Annotated in this window: 22 protein-coding genes; 8 read left to right on the plus strand and 14 right to left on the minus strand. The window is 63.0% G+C overall.

Annotated elements, in window-relative coordinates; translation table 11 throughout:
• Nucleotides 1–304: 304 nt before the first annotated feature.
• Entirely contained in the window at nt 305–2,194 is a 1,890-nt protein-coding gene (ftsH, locus tag AC3FMM_RS17230; RefSeq protein ID WP_488687107.1) for an ATP-dependent zinc metalloprotease FtsH, read from the plus strand.
• A 415-nt stretch (nt 2,195–2,609) separates the two neighbouring features.
• Here ftsH and AC3FMM_RS17235 read toward each other — a convergent pair whose 3' ends face one another.
• The 5 genes from AC3FMM_RS17235 to AC3FMM_RS17255 form a co-directional block, all read right to left on the minus strand.
• Nucleotides 2,610–2,933 carry a carboxypeptidase-like regulatory domain-containing protein gene (locus tag AC3FMM_RS17235; RefSeq protein WP_488687108.1) on the minus strand — a complete coding sequence of 108 codons (324 nt, stop codon included), beginning with the start codon at nt 2,931–2,933 and terminating at the stop codon, nt 2,610–2,612.
• A gap of 219 nt (nt 2,934–3,152) precedes the next feature.
• Nucleotides 3,153–3,512 (minus strand): universal stress protein, encoded by a 360-nt coding sequence (locus tag AC3FMM_RS17240; protein ID WP_488687109.1) that lies wholly within the window; start codon nt 3,510–3,512, stop codon nt 3,153–3,155.
• On the minus strand, nt 3,437–3,616 hold the full coding sequence (locus tag AC3FMM_RS17245; RefSeq protein WP_488687110.1) for a universal stress protein: 180 nt from the start codon (nt 3,614–3,616) through the stop codon (nt 3,437–3,439). The genes AC3FMM_RS17240 and AC3FMM_RS17245 overlap by 76 nt, the downstream gene beginning before the upstream one ends.
• Nucleotides 3,617–4,077: 461 nt before the next feature.
• A complete protein-coding gene (locus tag AC3FMM_RS17250) occupies nt 4,078–4,530 on the minus strand; it encodes a pyridoxamine 5'-phosphate oxidase family protein (protein WP_488687111.1) in 453 nt (150 codons plus the stop codon).
• Nucleotides 4,531–5,100: 570 nt separating this feature from the next.
• Nucleotides 5,101–6,285: a methionine adenosyltransferase gene (locus tag AC3FMM_RS17255; protein ID WP_488687112.1), complete on the minus strand. Its 1,185-nt coding sequence runs from the start codon at nt 6,283–6,285 to the stop codon at nt 5,101–5,103.
• Between the two features lie 1,174 nt (nt 6,286–7,459).
• On the opposite strand from AC3FMM_RS17255, the gene AC3FMM_RS17260 reads away from it, so the two are divergent.
• On the plus strand, nt 7,460–9,820 hold the full coding sequence (locus AC3FMM_RS17260) for a heavy metal translocating P-type ATPase (protein WP_488687172.1): 2,361 nt from the start codon (nt 7,460–7,462) through the stop codon (nt 9,818–9,820).
• Between the two features lie 987 nt (nt 9,821–10,807).
• Nucleotides 10,808–11,143 (plus strand): hypothetical protein, encoded by a 336-nt coding sequence (locus AC3FMM_RS17265; RefSeq protein ID WP_488687113.1) that lies wholly within the window; start codon nt 10,808–10,810, stop codon nt 11,141–11,143.
• 78 nt (nt 11,144–11,221) lie between these two features.
• Here the strand turns inward: AC3FMM_RS17265 and AC3FMM_RS17270 are convergent, their stop codons facing one another.
• The 3 genes from AC3FMM_RS17270 to AC3FMM_RS17280 are packed head-to-tail and all read right to left on the minus strand — an operon-like array spanning nt 11,222 to nt 12,447.
• Nucleotides 11,222–11,482 (minus strand): DUF5676 family membrane protein, encoded by a 261-nt coding sequence (locus tag AC3FMM_RS17270; RefSeq protein ID WP_488687114.1) that lies wholly within the window; start codon nt 11,480–11,482, stop codon nt 11,222–11,224.
• Nucleotides 11,483–11,506: 24 nt separating this feature from the next.
• Nucleotides 11,507–12,172, minus strand: a complete 666-nt coding sequence (locus AC3FMM_RS17275) for a methyltransferase family protein (protein WP_488687115.1) — start codon at nt 12,170–12,172, stop codon at nt 11,507–11,509.
• The gene (locus AC3FMM_RS17280; RefSeq protein WP_488687116.1) at nt 12,169–12,447 is read right to left on the minus strand and encodes a DUF2933 domain-containing protein; all 279 of its coding nucleotides are present in this window, start codon (nt 12,445–12,447) and stop codon (nt 12,169–12,171) included. The genes AC3FMM_RS17275 and AC3FMM_RS17280 overlap by 4 nt, the downstream gene beginning before the upstream one ends.
• Nucleotides 12,448–12,764: 317 nt before the next feature.
• On the opposite strand from AC3FMM_RS17280, the gene AC3FMM_RS17285 reads away from it, so the two are divergent.
• Entirely contained in the window at nt 12,765–13,346 is a 582-nt protein-coding gene (locus AC3FMM_RS17285; protein WP_488687117.1) for a hypothetical protein, read from the plus strand.
• Nucleotides 13,347–13,612: 266 nt separating this feature from the next.
• Nucleotides 13,613–15,913, plus strand: a complete 2,301-nt coding sequence (locus AC3FMM_RS17290; protein ID WP_488687173.1) for a heavy metal translocating P-type ATPase — start codon at nt 13,613–13,615, stop codon at nt 15,911–15,913.
• Nucleotides 15,914–15,932: 19 nt separating this feature from the next.
• On the opposite strand, the gene AC3FMM_RS17295 is transcribed toward AC3FMM_RS17290, so the two are convergent.
• Both AC3FMM_RS17295 and AC3FMM_RS17300 read right to left on the minus strand, forming a co-directional pair.
• Nucleotides 15,933–17,690 (minus strand): PAS domain-containing sensor histidine kinase, encoded by a 1,758-nt coding sequence (locus AC3FMM_RS17295; RefSeq protein ID WP_488687118.1) that lies wholly within the window; start codon nt 17,688–17,690, stop codon nt 15,933–15,935.
• A 257-nt stretch (nt 17,691–17,947) separates the two neighbouring features.
• Nucleotides 17,948–18,670: a peptidase associated/transthyretin-like domain-containing protein gene (locus tag AC3FMM_RS17300; RefSeq protein ID WP_488687119.1), complete on the minus strand. Its 723-nt coding sequence runs from the start codon at nt 18,668–18,670 to the stop codon at nt 17,948–17,950.
• A gap of 294 nt (nt 18,671–18,964) precedes the next feature.
• Between AC3FMM_RS17300 and AC3FMM_RS17305 the strand changes: the two genes are divergently transcribed.
• Together AC3FMM_RS17305 and AC3FMM_RS17310 are read left to right on the plus strand one after the other, a co-directional pair.
• Nucleotides 18,965–19,207 (plus strand): hypothetical protein, encoded by a 243-nt coding sequence (locus AC3FMM_RS17305; RefSeq protein ID WP_488687120.1) that lies wholly within the window; start codon nt 18,965–18,967, stop codon nt 19,205–19,207.
• Nucleotides 19,208–19,320: 113 nt separating this feature from the next.
• Nucleotides 19,321–19,509, plus strand: coding sequence for a DUF3606 domain-containing protein (locus tag AC3FMM_RS17310; RefSeq protein ID WP_488687121.1), 189 nt, complete (start codon nt 19,321–19,323; stop codon nt 19,507–19,509).
• Between the two features lie 110 nt (nt 19,510–19,619).
• On the opposite strand, the gene AC3FMM_RS17315 is transcribed toward AC3FMM_RS17310, so the two are convergent.
• Nucleotides 19,620–20,459, minus strand: a complete 840-nt coding sequence (locus AC3FMM_RS17315; RefSeq protein ID WP_488687122.1) for a universal stress protein — start codon at nt 20,457–20,459, stop codon at nt 19,620–19,622.
• 158 nt (nt 20,460–20,617) lie between these two features.
• Between AC3FMM_RS17315 and AC3FMM_RS17320 the strand changes: the two genes are divergently transcribed.
• The gene (locus AC3FMM_RS17320) at nt 20,618–20,872 is read left to right on the plus strand and encodes a hypothetical protein (RefSeq protein WP_488687123.1); all 255 of its coding nucleotides are present in this window, start codon (nt 20,618–20,620) and stop codon (nt 20,870–20,872) included.
• 209 nt (nt 20,873–21,081) lie between these two features.
• Here AC3FMM_RS17320 and AC3FMM_RS17325 read toward each other — a convergent pair whose 3' ends face one another.
• The 3 genes from AC3FMM_RS17325 to AC3FMM_RS17335 form a co-directional block, all read right to left on the minus strand.
• Nucleotides 21,082–21,360 carry a DUF1488 family protein gene (locus tag AC3FMM_RS17325; protein ID WP_116347179.1) on the minus strand — a complete coding sequence of 93 codons (279 nt, stop codon included), beginning with the start codon at nt 21,358–21,360 and terminating at the stop codon, nt 21,082–21,084.
• A 38-nt stretch (nt 21,361–21,398) separates the two neighbouring features.
• On the minus strand, nt 21,399–21,851 hold the full coding sequence (locus AC3FMM_RS17330) for a universal stress protein (protein WP_488687124.1): 453 nt from the start codon (nt 21,849–21,851) through the stop codon (nt 21,399–21,401).
• A gap of 231 nt (nt 21,852–22,082) precedes the next feature.
• Nucleotides 22,083–22,868 (minus strand): helix-turn-helix domain-containing protein, encoded by a 786-nt coding sequence (locus tag AC3FMM_RS17335; protein WP_488687174.1) that lies wholly within the window; start codon nt 22,866–22,868, stop codon nt 22,083–22,085.
• Nucleotides 22,869–22,885: the final 17 nt, after the last annotated feature.

The raw sequence follows: 22,885 nt of genomic DNA on the forward strand, positions 1-22,885 counted from the left end.
CAGCCACCACGCGGTGCGCCCTCGCTTGATATCGATCAACAGCCAGACCCTATTGCGTCGCTATTTTGAACTAAGCACAACCCTCTCACAGGACTCGATCGATGGTATGGAACACTGAAATCCAGGAGCTTGACCTGAAACGCTTCTTGGTCAAGTCAGCCACCTATCTGTTCCATCCGCGGCGCATCGCCGCCGTCGCGCACCGCGAGCTCCGCTGCGCGGCCCGAGCCTCGGCCACAGTCGGCATTCTGGCGCAACGAGGCCCGTGCCGCCGCCGACAGCCGACCGCTACCTGACTACGTTCATGGAACGCAGCAAACGGAGTTTTTCGCTCTGGTACCTGATCGCCGCGGCCCTGACGACCCTGGCGCTCCAGGTCTATGTCTCCACGGAAACCGTCACGCCGCTGGCCTACAGCGACTTCAAATCCTTGCTCAAGGCCGGCAAGGTGCGAACCGCCACGGTCGGCGAGACGGCGATCAGCGGCACGCTGGAGACAGTCGGAGTCCAAACCATCCTCCCGCCTGAGCAAGCGGCGGCGCTGCAGCGCGGCGGCAGCCGGGAACGGAGCTTTACCACGGCCCGCATCAGCGATCCCGGGCTGCTTGCAGACCTGGACGCGGCCCATGTGCGCTATGCAGGACAGGCCGACGCCCGATGGCTGAGCATGCTACTGTCCTGGATCGTGCCCGCCCTCGCCTTCTTCGCAATCTGGAGCTTGTTTTTCCGCCGCATCGGTAACGCTGCTGGCGGGCTGATGGAGATTGGCAAAAGCAAGGCCCGAGTTTACCTTCAGCAGGAAACCGGGGTGACGTTCGCCGACGTTGCCGGCATTGACGAAGCCAAGATCGAGTTGGTGGAGGTGGTGGATTTTCTCAGGAATCCCGAGCGATACCGGCGCCTTGGCGGCAAGATTCCTAAGGGAGTACTGTTGCTGGGCGCCCCGGGGACCGGCAAGACCTTGCTGGCACGCGCCGTGGCAGGCGAGGCCGGCGTACCGTTCTTCAGCATGAGCGGCGCCGAGTTCGTGGAGATGTTCGTCGGGGTCGGCGCGGCACGTGTGCGCGATCTGTTCGCGCAGGCCGAGCAGAAGGCACCATGCATCATCTTCATCGATGAGTTGGACGCGCTCGGCAAGACCCGTACCCTCAACGTGGCGGGCGGGCAGGATGAACGCGAACAGACGCTCAACCAGTTGCTGGTGCAGATGGACGGATTCGACACCAACAAGGGCGTGATCATCATGGCCGCCACCAACCGGCCGGAAATCCTCGACGCCGCGCTCCTGCGCCCCGGCCGCTTTGATCGCCATATTGTGCTTGATCGTCCCGACCTGAAGGGTCGCGAGCAGATCCTTGGTGTGCATGTGCGTCATGTCAAGCTGGCGCCGGAAGTTCATCTGCGGGACCTGGCAGCTCGCACTCCGGGCTTTGCCGGCGCCGACCTCGCCAACCTGGTCAACGAAGCGGCGCTGCTGGCCGCCCGCAACGACAAGCCGGCGGTTGACAATGCAGACTTCGATCTGGCCCTGGATCGAATCGTCGGCGGTCTGGAGAAGCGCAATCGGGTCATGATCCCACTGGAAAAGCAGTCGATTGCCTATCATGAGGCAGGCCACGCCCTGGTGGCCGAGTGCCGCCGGCATGCCGACCGGGTTGCGCGCATCTCCATCATTCCCCGCGGTGTTTCGGCGCTCGGCTACACGCAGCAGACACCGACCGAAGACCGCTACCTGTTACGCCGCAGTGAGTTGCTGGACCGGCTGGATGTGCTGTTGGGCGGACGCGTGGCGGAGCAGATCGCCTTCGACGACGTCTCCACAGGCGCGCAGAACGACCTGGAACGGGCCACCGAAATGGCGCGGCAGATGATCACCCAGTTTGGCATGAGTGCATCTCTCGGCCTGTCGTGCTATGAACGCGCCGGCAGCGCCCTGCTGCCGTCGGCGACCGTCCTGTCGCGGCCGGAGCGCGAGTACAGCGAGCGCACCGCGCAGGCCATCGACGAGGAAATCCGGCTCACGCTCGACCAGTCCGCCGAGCGGGCACGCCAAACGCTGGTCAGCCAGCGCGCGCGCCTGGACCGGCTGGCGCAAATGCTGCTTGAGAAGGAAGTGGTCGACCGCGCAGCGCTCGACGCGCTGTTCCAGCCTGAGCGCACTACCGAACCGTACGACGAACCCGTCATGCAGTAGCGGCCGAGGATTACCCCATGGTGGATCGGCCGGCTGGCGGCTCCAATGCGCAGCTTCCTCGCAGCCAGCGTCGCCAAGCCGCCGCTGGCTGCGCACGCTTCTGCTATCTGCAGGATGCGGCGGCTACCGGGCCCAAGCGGAGACCCCCAGACTTACGGGCAGGACTCCAGCGCCGGCACTCGTGTTGCTGGAACGTGAGGTCCTGAGCGGCGGGGTCGCTGTGGAAATCCAGGACTTAGTTCAGTGCCTCCGTTTCGCGGATGCCAGCCCTGGTCAGCCGTGCCGGCCCGCCTGGTTGTCCCCAATGAAGCCTGATCGCACCCCTGCGCGCTTCCTATTGCACCTCCGGCTCCGATGTTTCGGAACAGCCGCGAACCTTTTTGCGGTGCGCGCCAACACGTCCACGGCGGCCGGATTATCTGCGCGGACATGGCGTGGCGCAGAGCAGCCAGTCGTCCTCGAGCGTGTTGACCGGCAGCCGGAAGGTCAACTCGAGCGGCTCGCGCGCGACGACGACGTCGCGCATCTGGTCGCGCCCCTGGTAACCGACCGCGAGCCGATAGGTGCCCGGTTTGAGCCGCATGTAGAAGAGCGGGCCGCTGGCCGTCATATGGAGCATGGGGCGGCCTTCCTGACTGGCCACGACCACCGTGGCGCCGCCCAGCGGCTTGCCGCGCCTGGCATCCACCATCGTGAGCCGTACATTGAAACTCGCGGCGATGGCAAGCATGCTTTGCATGTCCGCCTCGTCAGCCCCACCCGACACGTATGCTACGCCATGCTGCTCCATGACCTGCACGCCAGCGCCAGTGGGCGTGGTACGCGTAGCGCAACCGGCCATCGCAATCGCCATCGCCATCGCTAGCGATGACAGCCCAAGTCCAAGGCTTCCTGAGACCCGCATTTTTGTCACTCCCCAAGGACTACTGCGATATCCAAGCGCTGGAAAGACAAGCGGTCACCGCGGATCGCCACCTTTCCACCGCCGAACGAGCAGCACGGGGCGCACGGTCTTACTGGCCACGTGCTCCGAGACGGACCCCAGCACCATGCGTTGCATGCCGCGACGGCCGTGTGTGCCCATGACGATCAGGTCCGCGCTCCAATGGTCCGCTTCCGCGATGATGGCCTCGCTTATCTTCGCGGGACTACCGGCCGTCTCAACCAACGTGCTGCTCCAGCGCACGCCGGCGGCACTCAGGCGCCCGCCGGCATGAGCCAGCAGCTGTTTGCCATAAGCAATCATGTCGGCCAGCTGCCAGGGCCGGTCAGCCATACTGACCTCGAATAACAGGTCACTGTCATCAACGATGAACATGCGCAGACTTCGGCGTGGGTCGCCCGCGCCAAGGACACGGCATGCTCCAAGGCCTTCAATGATGAACGGCTGCCATCGATGGCCAGGAGAATGCGGCGGTACATACGGACCTCGGTGTCGTCTTGCGTGTTTCCAAATTAGCGGCGGCGAGGACGTACGGTTTGATGCCTGTCAAGCAGAACGACGTCGCCGGCGGGCGCCGGGTCCGGCGAGGTGCATGGTTCACCGGCCATGCCGGTCAGGTCAGTCTGGCATGGCCCTTTGCCGCCATTCCACGCAGCACCCGGCCTTGCTCACACGGGTGGTAATTCCGGCAAATTCCGCACCAGGCGCTTGAATCGCTCCCAGTCCACGGCCGGATGGCGTCCCAGTGTCTCAAGCGACCGCGGCTGCAGGGACTCCATAGAGACACGGATTTCCATGATGAATATCGCCATATTCGACTCCTCAACTGGCCTCACCAAGGGCGCTGGCCGCAGCGGCACCGACTAATGGCTAGCATTAGGATCACCGCCTCTATCTTGCGCACGGGACACCTCCGGGGCGACAGGACTCTCGATTTCCCCTAGCAGGTGACAAGATCCGTATGTCCGAAGCCCTTGGTGTAGTCGAGCACGGAAATGACCATCGGGGTCACCCTGAATATTCGGACGTCTTCCACGGTTGGCATCGGCACCGGCAAGGCAATCTGCTCGGGATACTTCAATGGGAACATCCGGAGGATTCTCTCTGCTACCGCCGCCTCGACCACCCGTTGCGCGTGCGCCGCCATGGAGAGGCCGGTAATCGCCATGAGATCTGGCGTATCGTGATCAATTGTCAGCGAGACACGGTCATCCAAGGCCAAGTTGGCCGCCTTCTGGCTGCTCGGACCACAGAGAAAGTAGAGCGTGAGACCCTCATTCACATAGCCCACAGTGGTTGCCTGAGGCCAGCCATCTGGCCTTAGGGTGGCAACCGTCATGATCCTGTGTTGGTTCAACAAGGCCAGGATCTTCTGTCTGATCTCTTCGCCCATATTTGGTCACCATGGTTTCACTAGTACAAATGGTCCTAACGGGTCGGCATGGCTGCCGATCGTGGCTTATGTTCCTTTCCAAGGTAAGGGTTGACAGGGCAGGCAGGTTGATGCCCGTCAACGAAGACCTAAGTGACCAGGGGCGACCGCTTGCCCTTCCCCCTGATGTGGATCAACCGGTCTACCCTCCGCATGCCTAAGCGGGAAGCAATGTCTTTGCTCCACATATTGGCTCGCTTCACCGCGGCCCACTAGCGCTGAAAAAAGAGGCATTGCCATGTATCAGATCATCCTCGTTGCCATCGATGGCAGCGACTGCGCGGATCGCGCACTTGGCGAGGCCATCTCCTGAGAATCGGTCAGCCGGCCGCTCGGCCCGTCTACTTCCGACCCGTATATGGAAGACGCCAGTCAAGGTAGCCGGGACACGTTTACCGATGGAGCCCGCGCCGGCACCCTCGATACTTATACCGACGCGGCGCGGTCGAAGTCACGTCATTGTCCTCCGCTCTCGACGGCACAGACGCGGTAGCGGAGCCCAAGCCCGGGCTCGCACAACGCCCCCCTGACCTAGAAGACGCTAAAGTGCCCCATGGCGAGATCCATAAGCATGGCGGGCAGGCTTGCCAATTGCTGGCTAACGAGCTCGTGTATTGCTCGCTCCTGGCTCGGCGAAAGCCCACCCTCGGCTACCACGCTGATGGCTACCAACTGGGGCTGGTCAATTGGACGGCCGATCCCGGAAAGCAGGCGCACGACGGCTTCGTCGACCCCTGCCACGTCTGCAACGATACGGCGCGCCAGCTGGCTAGCGAGCACGTTATAGACCTTGCCGACATGCGCTGCAGGATTCTTGCCAGCGGCAGCCTCCAGTGACATCGGCCGGTATGGTGTTATCAACCCGTTGACGCGATTGCCGCGTCCCACCTCCCCGTCATCGCCATGTTCGGCGCTCAGTCCGGTAACGGTCAGGTGGATCTGGCTTTCCTCGCTGGCCTCAGGATCGTCCAAAGTATTGATGACAACCTCGCATTCCGGCGTGATACGTTCGGCGAGGTAGTTGGCAACCTGCCGCTTTAATGAGAAGTACTCATCTACGCCCACCACATGACGGTCGATATACGCCAGTGCGATCGTCATGCGACGGTGCGCCTCAAGCCTGCTGCCCATGACCTTGAAATCAAATCCTGCCGACGGGAATGCGTCATGAAAATGGCTTCCCCGTAGTAGGGAGGAAACAGAAAGGACCATTGACTCCAATTCCGAGAACGGCGCATAGCCGACGCCGAAAGACGTGTCGTTCGATAACGGCAAGCGCTGCTTGCCTATGACACGGCGTAGGGCAGGCGCCGATGGACGGAGTATCGGCTCTACATGGATTAGCCCGGCGTCTGCGCCGATGCATGTATTCAGATATTGGTGAATCGCCTCTGCGACGATAGGCTCGGTCTTGGCTGATGGAAGTTCAGTAACCGGGCCCGAGACAATGAGACGTACCGGTTGCAAGCGTCTGCCGCCGCCAAACCGTGGCGCGCTGATGCCGCCGACGAGCAATGCCTTGTCAAGGTTAAAATGCTGAACAACACCGTAGGCTTCCAGGTATGCACGGCAGAGCGCCAGGGCAGCGGCTTCCACGGCACCGTCACAAATGCTGTCCGGGTGCCCGATGCCCTTGTGTTCACACATCTCGGTCGGCTCGGCCAAGAAGGAAGGCATGGCCCTGATGGACAGCGCAACCTCTTCCTTGCACAGCATCGTTCATCCCTCCTGGCTCCGCTTGGAAAGAATTGTAGGACGCAGTTCGTTCCGAGCCCTTGGGGTAGCCGTCAAGACTGTCAGGCATGGCACATGCGGAGCCACCCGGATCGTCGGGGAATTCGCACCGTGAGGCTGCGCTGACAAGCGTGCCATGGCTACCTACGCAAGCCATGGGCAACGCCTACAAAGCGCGCGTCGCACCGCTGACATGACAATCAGCGTGTCCTGATGGCGGTATCCGGCCCTCCCCTTCGATACTAGACGTGGCAATGCACTGCAGTCGAGAAGGGGGTGCCATGGATCGGTATTGCACATTATGCGGACGCCTCGGGCATTCCGCATCGAGTTGCCCATGGGGCTTGTACGTTCAGCATGCATGGACCTTTCATCGAGCATCGGAGTTGTCCTCCGGCAGAGCGGAACTTCCGAGCTGCGAGGCTTCTTCTCAGCCGGCCAGGAGCCAGCGCCGAGCAAGTGAGATTGTTGACGTGTGCCTCCCCCAAACGTGAAGATTACTTAATGCCACGTCTTCCGGTAGCCCGTCCGTCCCTGCGCCGGCAATCACCAGTCGCACCGCATAGACCCTAAATTGCGGTATCTACGCCATCGGAGTTCCCGTTGAACGTCGGCGGGCTGACAAAGGCTGGTTTCCGCACTCAGCAACGTCGGGGAGGCGGCCGCCATGGAATGCTCCTGTCGCTTGCATGACGTAACGCCCACACCATTGCGGCAAGAAGACCTGTCACCCGCTCCAATAGCGCTGGACATGGGCGTAGGCAAAGCTTGCGTTCGCAAGGTGATAAGGGCTTGCTGTTCAACGCGCCATCGCCACATCGAGAGCACGGCTTCCCTCCTTGCACAACTGCCGGAAACGGCAGGAAATCGAGCAGCCGCATGGCATTCTCGTATGTTCCGCATGGCCGGACACACGCGTTTGCGCTGTCTCATTCAGCTGTCATGCCGCCCATAAAGGCTTGATGGAAATCAAGGAGCAGATCGGCTGATCGCCCAGAATGAAAATGCAGTGCTTCGCCGCAGATCCTCCTGATCGCCCCAAGGAGCGAATGGCATGCCGACCAGTCCCACCGTCGTTACCAACCCGCCGGCAGTTCCAACGGCGGCCCCGAGCCCAGCCGTTTCCCCGCCGCTCGTGCGTGATCCGGTCTGCGGCATGGAGATTTCCCCAAGGGATGCCGCCGCCAGCGCGGAGGTCGACCAGACGCGATATTGGTTCTGCACGTCGCACTGCGAGCAGGCATTCCTTGCGAACCCGGCGAAGTATACTTCTCGCCCCTTTGACAAGAGTCGTTCCGCTGGGCCCTCTGGCATGGTGAGCCCAGCGGGCGCATCTCCTGCCCCTGCGGCGGCCCCCGCGCTGGCGGGCCGCTCCGCCAGGGAACTCGCCAAGGACCCCATTTGCGGAATGATGGTGGACAAGGCTACGGCCCTGTCCGCCGAGCGTGGCAACCGCAAGTACTACTTCTGCAGCGAGAGCTGCCTTCGGACCTTCGAGTCGCCAGAGCGCGAGTTGAAAGCCATGAAGACGCGCGTCACCATTGCGCTCACGGGCGTGCTCGCGCTGGCGGTGCTGCGGGCCGGCGCCTTCCTAGCACTGGCAGCCGGCGCGACGCTCGTGACCTGGGCCCCCATTCCCGCGTTGCCATGGTTCACATGGGGGATGTGGCTATTTCTTCTCGTCACGCCCGTCCAGTTCATTGGTGGCTGGAGCTTCTACAAGGGCGCGTGGAACGCCATCCGGACGCGCAATATCAATATGGACTTCCTCATTGCGCTGGGGGCGTCCGTCGCCTACTTCTACAGCGTCGTCGTGCTGTTCTTTCCATCCTGGTTGCCCGTCAGGGTCGAAGAGAGAGACGTCTACTTTGAGGTGTCTGCGGTAATTATCGCCTTCGTACTGCTTGGAAAGTACATGGAGGAAATCATCAAGAAAAAGTCCTCCGCCGCTGTCCGACGCCTGCTCGACCTGCGCCCTCCCGTCGCGCACGTGATTCGCGGCGGGACCGAGATGGAAATTCCCGCTGAGAGCGTCATGGTTGGCGAAGCGGTCGTTGTACGGCCTGGTGAGAAGATCGCTACCGATGGCAAGGTTACCGATGGCCAATCCAGCGTCGACGAATCGATGCTAACCGGGGAGTCGATGCCGGTGGAAAAGAAGCCCGGGTCCGCTGTGATTGGCGGCACGCTCAACCGCAGTGGCGCTTTCACCTTTGAGGCCACAAAGATCGGAGCCGATACTGCGCTGGCGCAGATTATCAGGATGGTCGAGGACGCCCAGGCCAGCACCGCGCAGATTCAGAGGCTAGCGGACCAGGTTACGGGCTACTTCGTCCCTGCGGTAGTTTCGGTTGCGCTCCTGGCATTAGTGGGCTGGACAGTCGCTGGCCATTTTCCGCAGGGACTGCTCGCATTCGTGGCCGTCCTGATTATCTCCTGCCCGTGCGCGCTGGGCGTCGCCACGCCCGCAGCGCTGATGGTCGGCGTCGGCAAGGGCGCGGACAATGGCATCCTGATACGCGGCGGTGAAGTGCTGGAGCGAGCCGAGAAGCTCACCGCAGTTGTCTTTGACAAGACCGGGACTATCACGCGAGGTCAGCCGACCTTGACCGATGTGATACCCTGTTCCGGACGAGCGGAATCCGACTTGCTAACGCTTGCTGCCGCCGTGGAGGCCGGATCCGAGCATCCGTTGGGCGAAGCGATCGTGCGTGCCGCACGCGATCGTGCACTGACCATTCCCAAAGCCGCCAGCATCAGCGCATTGTCAGGCATGGGGATTCAGGGTGTCGTCGAAGGTGAGCAGGTCTGGCTGGGCAACCGGCGGTTGTTTGCCCGGAAGGGCATCCCGACCGATTCGGCGGAAACCCTGCTCGCCAAGCTCGAAGCCGATGGCAAGACGGCCATGCTGGTCGGCTCTGGCACGCAACTGCTGGGCGTAGTCGCTGTGGCTGACACAGTGAAACCCGAGGCGAGCGACGCCGTCTCCGCTTTGAAGGCACGCGCCATCAAGGTCGTGCTACTGAGCGGCGACAACCGCCGCACCGCCGAGGCAATCTCCAGGCAGGTTGGCATTGCGCATGTCATTGCCGAGGTGATGCCGGAAGATAAGGTAGAGACCATTCATGCATTGCAGAAGCATGGCGAGGTCGTCGCCATGGTGGGAGACGGCGTCAATGACGCACCGGCGCTTGCCGCGGCGGACATCGGCATCGCCATCGGCTCCGGCTCGGATGTCGCGAAGGAGACTGGAAGCATCATTCTGATTCGTGATGACGTACGTGACGTGGTTGCCGCCATTGAGCTGTCTCGCGCGACGATGCGCAAAATCAAGCAGAACCTCTTCTGGGCGTTCATCTACAACACCATCGGCATCCCCGTCGCGGCATTTGGGCTTCTCAACCCGATCTTTGCAGCAGCCGCCATGGCACTGTCCTCATTAAGTGTGGTAGCCAACTCCGCATTGTTAAAGCGTGTAAGACTTGGCTCAAAGATTCCCAGCCTGGAGACGAGATGAAACACGCGGCGGCCTGGATTTGCGCTGCCCTTGCGACACTACTCGCGGCAGCTGTCGTCTATTTGTTTGGAATAACGCCGCTCACTCTGTTGATCGGCCTGCTCCTGCTGTCATGTCCGGTCGCTGTGGTGTGGATCGGTCTTAGCCTTTCGAGACAGTGCGAGCGCGATATACGAAACGCAGTTGAGCATGAACTCGAAGAAAAACGTCGGACAGAGGGCTTTTAAACCTGTTATCACGGAATCTCCCTCGGCTCCCGTCTAGCAGACGCCTGGTAAAACTTGTACGAACGCATCCGCTGTTTCACTGTTGTCATCGGCCCGCGGACCCCGAAACCCGACGCAATCAACTTCCCGCACCGACTCACGCAGCTGCAGTGCCACCTCCGCAAGACTCCCCCTTGTTGACGAGCTCCTCCGCGACACGAAGATGCAGCGCGCGCGGTTCCATCGGAGTCGCGCTTGGTCAGGTTTCGCTGCAATGCAATGGCGCTCATCTGAATGGTTTCCGCGGCATCGCTTGCCACCATTTGCACGCTCTGGAAAAATCGCTTCGCTCGTCAGACGACGAGTTTCATCATGGCACGCTCGGCGCTGCCAGAGGCTGCCGCGCGTGTACGACCGGGAAGTAGTTCTGGATCGCGTAGTGCCGGGTCGAGCGGTTGTCCCAGAACGCCATGGTATTGGGACGCCAGCGCAGTCGCATCGGGTACTCGAGATGGCCGGCCGTTGTCCGCGCTGGATGGGCAGCCGGCTCTACCCCGCCGCGCTACAGCCGTGCAGGTCGCACCACCGCAGCGACGCGCCGGACGCAACGTGCCGGGCCAGCGTAGCCTTGACAGCGTCGCCATCCAGGACATCTGTGCCGCCGCCGGCGTCACTACTGGGACGTACGGACGCTTCGACAGCAAGGATGCGTTCTTTCGCGTCATGCAGGCGATGGCGCAACAGGGCCCGCATCGCTCGTTGCAAGGTCTTACTGGCGAAGGTGAAGGAGGAAGGAGGAAGGAGGAAGGAACGGTGGGCGCTGGAGACCGGGGGGCACGCGCTGCCTGCCGAGTTGCGGTACATCGTGTTGCGCAATCACGGCGCCCTGCGCGCAACCCTGCTCGAAGCCAACGGCACCGCCTGGCCACGCTTCAAGGAAGGACGGCATGATTTCATCGAAGAGGCGACCCCGGTACTGATGCAACGGCATGGCGGAGGTGAGCGGGCGCTGCTGGAACGGCGCCTGCGCATCGTCCTCCAGTTTTCCTGCGGCAGCATCATCCATGCCTGTCAACAACCCCGGGCCGCTGCGGCTGACGAGCCGGGAATTCGATGACGAACTGGGGCGGGCATTCTGCGCCTACCTGCGCGCCTGAGTCCGTTCTCGCGGATGGCAGTGATCGAAGGCCTATCCTCATTTTCCGAGTCGGTTGCGCAGCCAGGCGAAGAAGACTCCGGCAGCGAAAAACCAGACCGCGAATACGATGGCCGGATACACGACATCCCACCAGGATAACGCCCGCCCCGTCTGGATCCGGCTGAAATCGAGCCCGTGAAACAGCGCATTCATGAAACCCATGAACGTCTCCGGGACTGAGATCCAGACCAGGGTACACAAGAGATAGAACAACACCACCGTGACGGAAAGTACGATGCCGGTTTTGACGGGGTTCATGGCCGCCTCCTTCGTTGCGCCGCTTCAGCGAGGCCTGGCGCGGAACATCGTGCTGATTCGGATCCGTGGTAGGAACCCGGGCGTCCGCCTGCGGTACGCTTCATATTGCTGGCCGAACGCCTCCAGCACTTCCCGTTCCTCCGCCCTGGCGAGGCGAACATACATCCAGGTGAGGACCGGGAACATCAGCAAGGTAAGAATCGTCGGCCATTGCAGAAGAAAGCCGGCCATGACGAGGATGAACGCAACATACTGTGGGTGCCGGATGTGGGCGTAAAGACCCGTCGTCGCCAGACGCCCTTCCCGCTGCGCCTTGTATAGAGCACGCCAGGCTGAAGACAACATCAGGAAACCGCCGAAGATAAGGACATTGCTGGCGATATGGAACGGCCCCAGGTGCGGATTGCCTTGCCAGCCGAACAGCATCTCGGGCAGATGACCCGCGTCGTGCGACAGGAAATCGATGCCAGGGAATCTGGCCGAAAGCCACGGCAGCATGAGGTAGATCGTCAAGGGAATCCCGTACATCTCGGTGAAGAGGGCAACAATGAACGCGGAGAACGCGCCAAAGGAGCGCCAGTCACGAGATGTCTTTGGCTTGGCAAAGCTGAAGGCGAAGACGATGAATACCGCAGAATTGATGATCACCAGCGACCACAGCCCATAGCCGTATTGCGCTTGCTCAGTCATCGCCGCCCTCCATCGATGTCTCTTTGCCTTCCTGCGCGCTTCTCTGCGCGGTGATGACCATGCTTGTGCCCATGGTGCATGAACAGATGCATCAACGGGCAGGCTGCCAGGAGCAGGTAAGGCAGCGCCTGGATGACATGGGCCCGGTGCTCTGTCCAGAGAAAGTAGCCGATGACAAGCAGAAAACCAACGGTCACCAGCCTTGATCTCGATAGCCGCCGCTTCATTGCTTGAACGCGCTCATCATTGCTCGTCGCTGCCAGCTTGTCCGACATAAGAACCTCCTCGCGTACCACGGCGCAGGCAAAGCCTCGCTTTCCTCTTCAGTATCGGCGCCGAAAGGCACTCGCCCTTGCGGTCCATCAAGGAAATCAAACGCCGGCGGACGTAGCCCACCACAAGAGCCCTGGAAACCTCCTGGGCGGCCGTTGGCAGAGCCTTGTCCCGCGTCGACAAGCTGGCCCCACGGGCATCTCGCCGCATCATCCACGTCGTCACCTCCGGCACCCTTGTTGATCCCAATCAATTCGGTGACGTGCGTAGCGCATACCTTGAATCGGGAAGGCCATTTCTTTTTTATAGGAGGTTCCCCATGTTCACCATCCATCGGCTCTCCGGCGTTCTCGCCCTGGTCACCCTGATAAGCTGGGCACCCCCCTCCTTGCCGGCTTCGCCGGCCGCGAGCGCGGAGCACGAGCAGCACCATCCGAAAAAGTCATCAGCGAAGTCTGTGGGCGCGCCGCCCGGAGCTGCCGGCAATGCCGCGCTGGATGCCCAGGTCGCCCACCTGCGAGCGATCCGGGAGCGGCTGTCTCGCGCCAGTACGCCCGAAGAGCGCCAGGCCCTGCTGGCGGAGCGCCATCAGGTCATGCAGAACGCCATGTCGATCATGCACAAGGACATGATGGCAATGGGAGGTCCCGGCGGCATGTCGGCGCGCAATGGCACCGCCCGGAAAGGCACCGCATCCGCCCAGATGCCGATGTGCGGCGATATGGCGGGTAGTCACATGGCCCTCATGCAGGAAATGATGCAGGCGATGTCGAGTGAATCCGGGATGGGTTCGGGTTCGGGGATGGGTTCGGGGATGGGTTCGGGGATGGGGATGGGTGGAGACGGAATGAAGGCGCCGGGGAACATGATGCGCAACCAGCCGGCGGACGCACAGCGATAGTTTCCGGGCCGGCAGTGCCTCCGGGGCCCTGCCATTGGCCTGCCTGCTTGCACCGCAGCACGGATTCGCCACCCATTCAGTGTCCGCGCCGGCATGCGGTGGCAACGGCGCGCACCTCCTCCGTACGGTCCCGGCCGTGACTGGTGCCGTTCGCCAGCCGGGCCTGGCGACTGCCCGTCGCATCTCGCCCGCGTTCGTGCTGAACTAACCCCACAGGGACACCCCGCACAGCGGCGTGCGGCCGATTTCCGGGAGTTATGTGGACCATGCATGGTGGGTTTCGCGACTTCGACCCCGGCTTGCTACCGGTTGCGGCCGGTACGCTGACGGCTGGCTTGCTGCTGTTCGGCTTCGGCCAGACGCTGGTTGCCAGGCTGACCTTGGCATCCGGTGCGGCGGTCGTCGCCGCTGCGCTGACCATTGCCATCGTTCAGGCGCTGCGCCGCAAGCAGGCAGGCGTCGATGTGCTGGCGTTGCTCGCGATCGGACTAGCACTCGGGCTCGGCGAGTTCCTCGCCGCCGCCGTCCTGGCCCTGATGATCGAAAGCGGCAAGGCTATTGAGAACTATGCGCAGGCGCGTTCGCAGCGTGAGATGTCCGCGCTGCTCAGCCGCGCCCCCGAGTCGGCCAACCGCTTCGACGGCGGCGAATGGCATACGGTCGGCCTCGATACGATTCATCCCGGCGATCGCCTGCTGGTCCGGCATGGCGAGGTCGTGCCCGTCGACGGGGCGCTGCTTGGCGCGGCCACGGTGGACGAATCGGCACTGACGGGCGAGTCGGTGCCGCGCCAGCGCTCCACGGGAGAGACCGTACGCAGCAGCGTGCTGAATGCCGGCGCTCCGTTCGAGATGGTCGCCGCGGCCACCGCGGCGGACAGTACCTTCGCCGGTGTCGCGAGGCTGGTGCGTTCCGCCCGCGCGGAACGCCCGCCTGCCGCGCGGCTGGCCGACCGCTACGCCCTCTGGCTTGTTCCCGCCACGCTGCTTGTTGCCGGGGGGGCCTGGCTTGTCAGCGGTGATCTCGCCCGGGCGCTGGCGGTGCTGGTCATCGCCAGCCCTTGCCCGCTGATTCTCGCCGTACCGGTAGCGATCATATCCGGCGTGTCGCGCTGCGCCGGACACGGGGTGCTGGTCAAGGGCGGCGGTGCGCTGGAAACGCTGTCCCAGGCAAACATCCTCTTCTTCGACAAGACCGGGACGCTGACCAGCGGCAAGGCCCGCCTGGCCGCCATCGAAAGCGTGCCTGCCTGGCCCGCACCCGAAGCGCTGCGTCTTGCCGCGTCGCTGGCGCAGGCATCCTCGCATGTCGCCGCCGAAGCCATCACCATCGCGGCACGCGAGCAGGGCCTGTCGCTGGACCTGCCGTATGGCGTCGCCGAAGCCGCCGGTGCCGGTGTCTCCGGTCGAGTCGGCAGCCATCTGGTGGCGGTGGGATCGCCGGCCTTTGCAGCCGGCGGCGACGCCGGCCCGAGCTGGTGCCAGGACATCCTGAAGCGGGCTGCCTGCGAGGGCGCCTCGGTCTCGCTGGTCGCGGTGGATGGCGTGGTGGTCGGCGCGTTGCAGTTCGTGGACCAGATTCGCCTGGACACTCCGCGCGCCTTGCGCCTGCTACGCAACGTGGGGATACGGCGGCTCGCCATGCTGACCGGCGACCGGCCCGACGTCGCCGAAACCGTTGGCGCCATGCTCGGCGTCACCGAGGTGCATGCCGACCTTACGCCCGCGCAAAAGCTGCTTGAAGTTCAGGCGGCGCGCCACGATGGCATCGTGTTGATGGTCGGCGACGGTGTCAATGATGCGCCCGCGCTGGCCGCCGCCGACGTCGGCGTGGCGATGGGCGCGCGCGGTGCCGCGGCCTCTGCGGAGGCCGCGGACGTGGTGCTGCTCGTGGACCGGCTTGACCGGCTGGTGGACGCGATTCGCATCGCACGCCGGTCGCGCCGGCTGGCCGCGCAGAGTGCCATGACCGGAATGGGCCTGTCCTTTGTCGCGATGGCGGCCGCGGCATTCGGATACCTTCCGCCACTGGCGGGCGCTGCGCTGCAGGAAGCGATAGACGTACTGGTCATAGCCAATGCCTTGCGTGCCCTGCGCGCCGATCCGGCGGCGCCCGTCGAACGCCTGTCTCCTGCAGCCGCGGATCGGCTGACCCGCGAGCACGCTGCGCTGGCGCCGCTGATGGCGCAGATCCGCAGCCTCGCGGAAAGGGTGCCGGCGTTGTCAGGCCAGGCTGCCGCCTCCGAACTTCGCCAGTTGTGTGCGGCGCTCACCGGCACGCTCTTGCCTCACGAACGGCTCGACGATGCGCAACTCTACCCCCACCTGGCGCACCTCGTCGGTGGCGATGATCCACTGGCGGCGATGAGCGCGATGCACCGCGAGATCTTTCGCGTCATCCGGCAGCTACAGCTTATAGCCGACGCCTCCGTGCCCGACGCCCCGGAGCCTGGCCGCATCCAGGAACTTCAGCGGCTGCTCTACGGGCTCGACGCCATCCTGAGGCTGCACTGTACCCAGGAGGAAGAGCTCTTCCATGCGTTGCGCGAAGACTCGCCAGCCACGTGATGCCCGGCGCCATGTCTGCTTAACCCGCGGGCCCCGCCTTCGGATTTTCTCTTTTTGTATAGGGAATTCTGATTGCCACACAGAAGCCTTCTCCTGGCGCGCTGTCTATGTCTACCGTTCCTCCCAGCAAACGCGCGCGCTCGCGAATACCAAGGAGTCCGAGCGATTTCCGTGGCTCATCGTCCTCGACGATCTTGTCCCAACCGACACCATTGTCCTGGACCTGCAACTCCAGCCGCCCCTGGTCATGTGCAACGCCGATATGGACTTCCGTCGCGTTGGCATGCCGGACAACATTGCTTAGCGCTTCCTGAACGATACGAAACATGGCAATGGCCACTTGCTCCGGCACCTCGATATCGGTCCCATCGACAGCCACCGAGAGCCCATAGCGCTTGGCGCAGTCACCGGCAAGCCATTCGATGGCGGGCAGCATCCCCAGCTCATCGAGCAAGGCGGGCCGCAGGTCGCTGGCGATGCGCCGCACCGAGGCCACGGTTTCGTCGATCACAATGTTCATCGCCGCTACGTCCGCCAGCAGGGATTGCATGCTCTTGCCTTCCTCCAAGTCGGCGCCGAGCATGGCGAGATCCATTTTCATGGCACTCAAACGCTGGCCGAGGTCGTCGTGCAGTTCGCGGGCAATGCGACGCTTCTCCTCCTCACGGGTGGAGAGGATGCTGTCCGACAAGTGTTGCAGCGCCTCGCGCGAACGCCGCATGGCGTCCTCCGCCCGTACGCGGTCGGTGATATCGCGCAGCATCACGGTGTACAGTCGGATGCCTTGATCGACGATTTGCGAGATGGAGGCCTCGATCGGAAACTCGGTGCCGTCACGGCGCAACGCGTACAGCGCGCGCTGGCGTCCCATGGCGCGGTCCGACACGCCGGTCACGCCAAAGCGGCGCACGTGCGCTTCGTGGGCATGCCGGAAGCGTTCAGGAATGAAGTCGGCAAGCGGGCGGCCAATCGCCTCGGCGGCAGGCCACGCGAACAGTGTCTCGGCCATGGGATTAAACAGGATGACCCGCTGATCGCTGTCGACTGTGATGATCGCCTCCATGGACGACCGGATGATGCCCGCCAGCCGCGCTTCGCTGTCTTTCACGCGTTGCAGGCTCGTACGAAGCGCCTCGTCAGCCCGCGCACGTTCGGTTATGTCCCGCAGCATGACGGTGAACAATCTTGTCCCGCCCTCAACCGTTTGGGAGATGGACGCTTCAATCGGGAACTCGCTGCCGTCGCGCCTCAAGGCGAAAAGCGCGCGTTGGCGACCCATCTGTCGCTCCGAGACACCAGTGATAGCAAACCGGCGCACATGCTCTTCGTGGGCGGCGCGAAAACGTTCGGGGATGAAATCGCCAAGGGGGCGGCCTATAGCCAGTTCGGCCGGCCAGGCGAACAGTGCTTCCGCCATGGGGTTGAACAGCACAACGCGTTGCTCGCTGTCCACGCTGATGATCGCTTCCACTGACGAGCGAATGATCGCCGACATGCGCGCTTCATTTTTTTCCAGGCTTGCGCTCTTCTCGGACGACCGATGCCTCCCCCGACGCCTGCGGACCAGAAACAGTCCGACCATCAGCCCGATTCCAGCCCCAAGCCAGACAGCAAGCAGCGATGAAACCTCCCAGTAACGCAGCAGCGCTTTGTGCACCAGATATGCCAGTGCCATGAACGCCGCGACTGTGCCCATGCCGATCGTGAAATCGATGGCACGAGGATGTAATCTGTCAAATGGCTGGAACTTGCCTTGGGGGGAAGGTTGGCCGGTCATACGGGCAACTTCAGGCTGTCGCGTGCGTGTGGCAGGATTCTGACAGCAATATAGCTCGGCGTGTTCTCAGCGCAACCAAAATATGTGGGCGAGCCGATACTCTGCCGCCTCAAAGGAAAGCCGGCTCTCAATGGCGCTTATCTTGTGCGCCCATGCTTTTGCGAGTGCGGCTGATCAATTGCCTGGATGTGCTTCTCGCGCCACGCCACTTCACGTGGTCGGCTCACCTAGCCGGCGGCGAGGCGCTGTCCGACGTGCTATGCGAAGCGGTGACGCGTGCTGCCACTCACCACATGCTGCGCGGGTTCGCTGCGGCAGAACAGCCAGTTCTCCGTTGGCACCTCCGCCGGCATGCGGAACGTCATATCCAGCGGCTGTCCGTCCACGACGATATCCGTCAACTGCAGCCAATCCTGATAGCCAATGGCAATTCGGTAATCCCCTGCCGGAAGCTGAAGATAGAACATCGGCCCCGCTTCCGTGACATGCAAGGTCGCCCCCCCGCTCTTGCCGGCCAGGAAGACGGCGGTTCCCGGGAGCGGGTCGCCGCGTACCGCATCCACGATCGTCAGCCGGACATTGAACCGGTCGGCGATGGCCAGCATCGCTTTGGTATCGGCCTCATCGTTTCCCCCGGATGCGTACATGACCCCATTCGGCACCATGGCGGCGTTGCCAACGCCCCCGGGATCGTAGTGAATTGCGCACCCGGTGAGCGCCGAGGCCCATAGCGGCATCATCGCGGCCAGCAGCCATCCAATGCGCAGCATGGCCTGGGCCGCGCTGGACCACCCGCTTACCCATGACGGCAGCGACGCCAAGGCGGCTTGGATTGAGTTGGCAACCAGGTCACGGCTGTCTGCGACGACGCACGCATAGGCTTCTGCTTGCGTGGCCCGCGCCCGCGCAAGGCCTTGTCCAGGCGCTGACGCGGCGCAATGGCTGCCATCAGTGGCAGGAAGAAAGGTGGGGCGGCACATTGGTGTTTCCGGCGTTTCGGTTTCCTCGTACAAACAAGGTAGGTGACAGAGCGCTGATGGCGTTGATTCGCGTCAAGGCTGAGCGACGATCCCCGCTGCGGGCTGCACCAGTTTCTGGACTTTGCGCCGGCGTTTTGCCACACGGCGGCCCTCTTGATACAGCGCAATCCGCATCCGGGGTGCAACGTCTAGATTGACCCATACCGGTGCCAGGGCCATCTGGCTGAGCACGTGACGTTGCAGCGCGCAGGTACGGCGTTCCAACCACAGAACCACCGCTGGAGGGTCTGCGACATGATCAAGAATCTCGGCAGCGCGGAGCAGATCCGCGACGAAATCCTGCGGCGCGTGCACGAGTGCGCCGACCTTGGCGACGCCTTCCGCGACTGCAGCATCCCGTTGCCGCGCCGTGTCGACACGGCAACCAACGGTGGCTGCAACTGGACCATCGATGGCTTTCCTGCTGTACCGGCGGCTTGCCTGACTACCGTTCGCGCCGTCACCACAGAAATGATGCGCGAGTACGATCTACGGTAGCCACAAGGCGCCCTGCTCCTGTTCGGCTTACGCGCTTGGAGTCCCTCGTAGTGCCGCCGGCTATCCGGATTGCGAGCGCATCACGCGATACCACAGCGAATGGAGGTCCAATCATGTGCAACGAAAAGAATGAGGCCAGGCCACTGGACCCGGGCCGCGTCAATTTGCTGGACCCCCTGGAGGTGCAGTACTGGTGCCGGGAGTTGCATTGCAGCGAACTGGAACTGGAGATGGCCGTCAGTGCAGCCGGGGATCATATTGCCGCGGTGCGCGAAACACTGGAGGCAGGTCGACCGTCCTGATGGAGATGGCTTCCAGGCTATGCGTTGCAGCGTGCGCGCGTGGCTTCGCGCCATCGTCTGCCAATCTGCCGATGGCGCTGCGCAACGAAACCGCTTGTATCGGTGCCGGTTTAATGCGACATGAACAATGGGACGGTCATCGACTGAAGTAGTGTCCGGGTGACGCCGCCCAGCGCCAGTTCCCGGATTCGGCTATGGCCGTAGGCCCCCATGACGATCAAGTCTGCATTCCGGTCTGCTGCGTGCGACAGGAGCAGTTGCCCGATATCCTCGTCAGAGTCGACCGGAAAGCTCTGCAGTTGCGCCGTCACGCCATGACGCGCCAGCCATTCCACCGCATATTGCGGTGGCGACAACCATGGATATGTCAGCGCGCTTGACGGCGTCCATGACACCACGCTGACCGTCTCCGCACGCCTGAGAAGCGGAAGAGCGTCGTCGATGGCGCGGGCAGACTCGCGGCTCCCGTTCCAGGCCACCAGGATCGTCTTGCCAATACCGGGAAACCATCCCGCGTACGGTACGACCAGTACAGGTCGCCCACATTCCAGAACGATGGATTCGACGAAGGCCGGCTCCGTGTACGCGTCTTCGTCAGCCGGTTCATGCTGTCCGAGCACGACCAAGTCTGCCAAGCGAGACTCGGCCTGGATCGTGGCAGCGGTCGCCCAGTCCGGGGCCAGCCATTGCGTCGTAACGGCCGTCCCATCGGTGGCATCCCTCAGCGCATTCCGCGCCCGTTCGCCGACTTGGTACTGCCATTCGTTATAGGAAGCGAGATAGCGGTCGCCATCGACCAGATAGCGCATGCCGGCGGGATCGGGCTTGCCGACGGCGAGCAAGCCGACCAGCGTCGACTGGTATTGCACCGCAAGTTGCGTGGCAAGGTGCAGTCGCTGGTACACGCGCCGGCTGGCGTCCAGGTGAACCAGAATCGTGGCGTAGTCCATCAGCTGTCTCCATCAAGCAAGCTCTGTCGTACGGCCGGCGCCGGACCTTCAACGGCAGGTAACGGGCAGACCTCTTTCAATGCCAGGGCTATGATTGCCTCGTAGGGGCCCGCAGTCACGGTCAAGTGGCATGCACCTGATCCTTCCGGAGGCCGGGTATGACCGAAGCAAAATGTTCGTACAAGGGATTTCAGATCGTTCTATGCTTGCCGGACACCGTCGTGCCCGGCAAGTTGTGCGGTCGGGTAGAACTCAAAGCGCCGGACCGTGGTCTCGGCATACGCTTTACGCCGGACTGGCCCGCCCCTCCCGCCAGCCTGAAACGGGCCGAAGAATGGCTCTTTGCCTATGCGGCAGGCATCGTAGATTGCGAGCTGGCCGAAGGCTTCGGCATCGACCTGCACCACAATTAGCGATGCGCCACCGAAGGACAGCCGGTATGCCGCAGCCGGGACAGCTGGCACGTGCGCCACGGCGCGCGGTCTCGGCTGCCGCCAGAAATCCGGCACTGAAGTGCAGGCGCTGCAAAGCGACGCCAATGCGGCCACGGCAAGCGTGCGCCATACCTGGCGGCCTGACGGACCATGGCACAGCGGCTGGAACGCCATGGCAACGGCCCCCATCACACCGCAAAGCGGAAATGCCCGCTGTGCAGCACGATATGCTTCGCGCCCGTCATCTCGAACAAGGATCCAGCCACTTGTTCGATGTCCTGGCGGTTGCGCTGGAATGCGGGCACCAGGTCTTCGCTGCGGTAGGAGCGCGCGCCAAAATGGTCTTCGAGCGCCTCCGCGGTGATTTCATAGACCGCCGGTACCCCGTCCACCTTCACGGGGCACTGCAAGCTGGGCCCAGTCGGGCAATATTCCGGTACATCGCAGATGAAGTCGATCTTGGACATGGCTGACTGGCGTGACGCCCCTCCTGAATCGCAATGGCTTAAGCTGGTTGGGCCCGCACCAGCAATACCGGCGCGAGCGCCTCGGCGACGACCCCGCGCGCAACGCTGCCCATGACCAGACGCCGGACGCCCTGGCGACCATGCGTGCCCATGACAATCAGGTCCGCGCCCCAGGCGTTGGCTTCTGTCGCGATGGTGACGGCGATATCCCCCTGTACCATCGGCTTGCCGAGCAACCGCGTGGCATGGCGAACATGGCCCGCGGCCAGCCGGCCCCGCGCGGCGGCAAGCACGCTCTCGCCGGCGGTGGTGAGATCCTCCACGAGTCTCACCGGATCCAGGCCTGTCACGTCCATGAATGGGCTTCGATCATCGACGACGTAGACCACCTCCACTTCCGCCTCGCAGGCTTGTGCAATCACCATCGCCTGATCCAGCGCCAGTTCCGAGGCGGCGCCGCCGTCCATGGCAACAAGGATGCGGTGATACATGGCGGGGCTCCGGGAAGTCGAGGTATTGATCTCAGCGTAGGACAGCTCACCGCCGCGCTATTGATGCGTGTCAAGGCCGTTGCGGCTTCCACTGGGAAGTCCCGATGGATTCATGATGATCGGATCGGCCCCAGGCAGTGCTTGGCGGGCGTGGGTTGTTTTCGCCGGCGTAGGCGTCGACTTACTTGCTGCCCGGCTCGCTTGCATCTTTCACGTGGACCAGTGGAACGGCTAGCGCGCGTCCAGCGCATCAAGGTTCAACAACTCGAGCGACTTGCCTTGCACGGCCAGCAAGCCCTCGTGCTGGAACTTGGATAAGGTCCGGCTCACCGTTTCGAGCGTCACGCCAAGGTAGCTGCCGATGTCCTCCCGAGTCATGCGCAGGACGAAAGATGTGGCCGAGTAGCCGCGGGCGCGATGGCGCGCGGAGATGCTGAGCAAAAAGTTGGCGACCCGCTGCTCGGCCGACATGTTGCCCAGCAGCATCATCTGGTTTGCCTCCCGGACAATCTCGGCGCTGAGCATGCGGTGGAACTGCCGCTGCAACGGCTTGATCTCGCGGCAGAGCGCCTCGAGCAGATGGTAGGGCAGTAGGCAAACCACGCTGTCCTCCAGGGCAATAGCGTCGCAAGCGTGCGTCTCATCGCAAATGCCGTCCATGCCGATGGCGTCACCGGCCATGAAAAAGCCCGAGATATGCTCCTTGCCGCGCTCCGGCGTCACAACGGTCTTGAAGGAGCCGGCCCGCACGGCGTAGAGACTGCGGAAGGGATCGCCGGCGCGGAACAGCCGTTCGTTGTGCCTGACCGTCCGCCACCCCTGCATGACACGGTCGAGCCGCTCCACGTCATCGACTTCCAGGCTTGCAGCCATGCAGATGTGCCGCATCATGCAACTGGCGCAGCGCGCCCCGGCGCTTGCCGCGGCAGGCCGTGACGCCAGCACGGGCGAGCGGGGCTCGCACGAGGCAAAGGTATCAGCCGCGTTGTTGGTAAGCACTTCGGCCTTGCTGAGCATCTCATACATGGTTGTCT

The sequence above is a fragment of the Cupriavidus sp. 207A1 genome, assembly GCF_057798955.1.

Excerpts from the sequence above, each read along its gene's own strand:
- AC3FMM_RS17330 (WP_488687124.1), bottom strand. The coding sequence starts at position 21,851 with ATGTATCACCGCATCCTTGTTGCCATGGACGGCGGCGCCGCCTCGGAA.
- AC3FMM_RS17275 (WP_488687115.1), bottom strand. The coding sequence starts at position 12,172 with ATGACTGAGCAAGCGCAATACGGCTATGGGCTGTGGTCGCTGGTGATC.
- AC3FMM_RS17290 (WP_488687173.1), top strand. The coding sequence starts at position 13,613 with ATGCATGGTGGGTTTCGCGACTTCGACCCCGGCTTGCTACCGGTTGCG.
- AC3FMM_RS17300 (WP_488687119.1), bottom strand. The coding sequence starts at position 18,670 with ATGTGCCGCCCCACCTTTCTTCCTGCCACTGATGGCAGCCATTGCGCC.
- AC3FMM_RS17235 (WP_488687108.1), bottom strand. The coding sequence starts at position 2,933 with ATGCAAAGCATGCTTGCCATCGCCGCGAGTTTCAATGTACGGCTCACG.
- ftsH (WP_488687107.1), top strand. The coding sequence starts at position 305 with ATGGAACGCAGCAAACGGAGTTTTTCGCTCTGGTACCTGATCGCCGCG.
- AC3FMM_RS17315 (WP_488687122.1), bottom strand. The coding sequence starts at position 20,459 with ATGGACTACGCCACGATTCTGGTTCACCTGGACGCCAGCCGGCGCGTG.
- AC3FMM_RS17245 (WP_488687110.1), bottom strand. The coding sequence starts at position 3,616 with ATGTACCGCCGCATTCTCCTGGCCATCGATGGCAGCCGTTCATCATTG.
- AC3FMM_RS17295 (WP_488687118.1), bottom strand. The coding sequence starts at position 17,690 with ATGACCGGCCAACCTTCCCCCCAAGGCAAGTTCCAGCCATTTGACAGA.
- AC3FMM_RS17280 (WP_488687116.1), bottom strand. The coding sequence starts at position 12,447 with ATGTCGGACAAGCTGGCAGCGACGAGCAATGATGAGCGCGTTCAAGCA.
- AC3FMM_RS17335 (WP_488687174.1), bottom strand. The coding sequence starts at position 22,868 with ATGCTCAGCAAGGCCGAAGTGCTTACCAACAACGCGGCTGATACCTTT.
- AC3FMM_RS17260 (WP_488687172.1), top strand. The coding sequence starts at position 7,460 with ATGGAGATTTCCCCAAGGGATGCCGCCGCCAGCGCGGAGGTCGACCAG.
- AC3FMM_RS17250 (WP_488687111.1), bottom strand. The coding sequence starts at position 4,530 with ATGGGCGAAGAGATCAGACAGAAGATCCTGGCCTTGTTGAACCAACAC.
- AC3FMM_RS17240 (WP_488687109.1), bottom strand. The coding sequence starts at position 3,512 with ATGTTCATCGTTGATGACAGTGACCTGTTATTCGAGGTCAGTATGGCT.
- AC3FMM_RS17285 (WP_488687117.1), top strand. The coding sequence starts at position 12,765 with ATGTTCACCATCCATCGGCTCTCCGGCGTTCTCGCCCTGGTCACCCTG.
- AC3FMM_RS17255 (WP_488687112.1), bottom strand. The coding sequence starts at position 6,285 with ATGCTGTGCAAGGAAGAGGTTGCGCTGTCCATCAGGGCCATGCCTTCC.
- AC3FMM_RS17270 (WP_488687114.1), bottom strand. The coding sequence starts at position 11,482 with ATGAACCCCGTCAAAACCGGCATCGTACTTTCCGTCACGGTGGTGTTG.
- AC3FMM_RS17320 (WP_488687123.1), top strand. The coding sequence starts at position 20,618 with ATGACCGAAGCAAAATGTTCGTACAAGGGATTTCAGATCGTTCTATGC.
- AC3FMM_RS17305 (WP_488687120.1), top strand. The coding sequence starts at position 18,965 with ATGATCAAGAATCTCGGCAGCGCGGAGCAGATCCGCGACGAAATCCTG.
- AC3FMM_RS17325 (WP_116347179.1), bottom strand. The coding sequence starts at position 21,360 with ATGTCCAAGATCGACTTCATCTGCGATGTACCGGAATATTGCCCGACT.
- AC3FMM_RS17310 (WP_488687121.1), top strand. The coding sequence starts at position 19,321 with ATGTGCAACGAAAAGAATGAGGCCAGGCCACTGGACCCGGGCCGCGTC.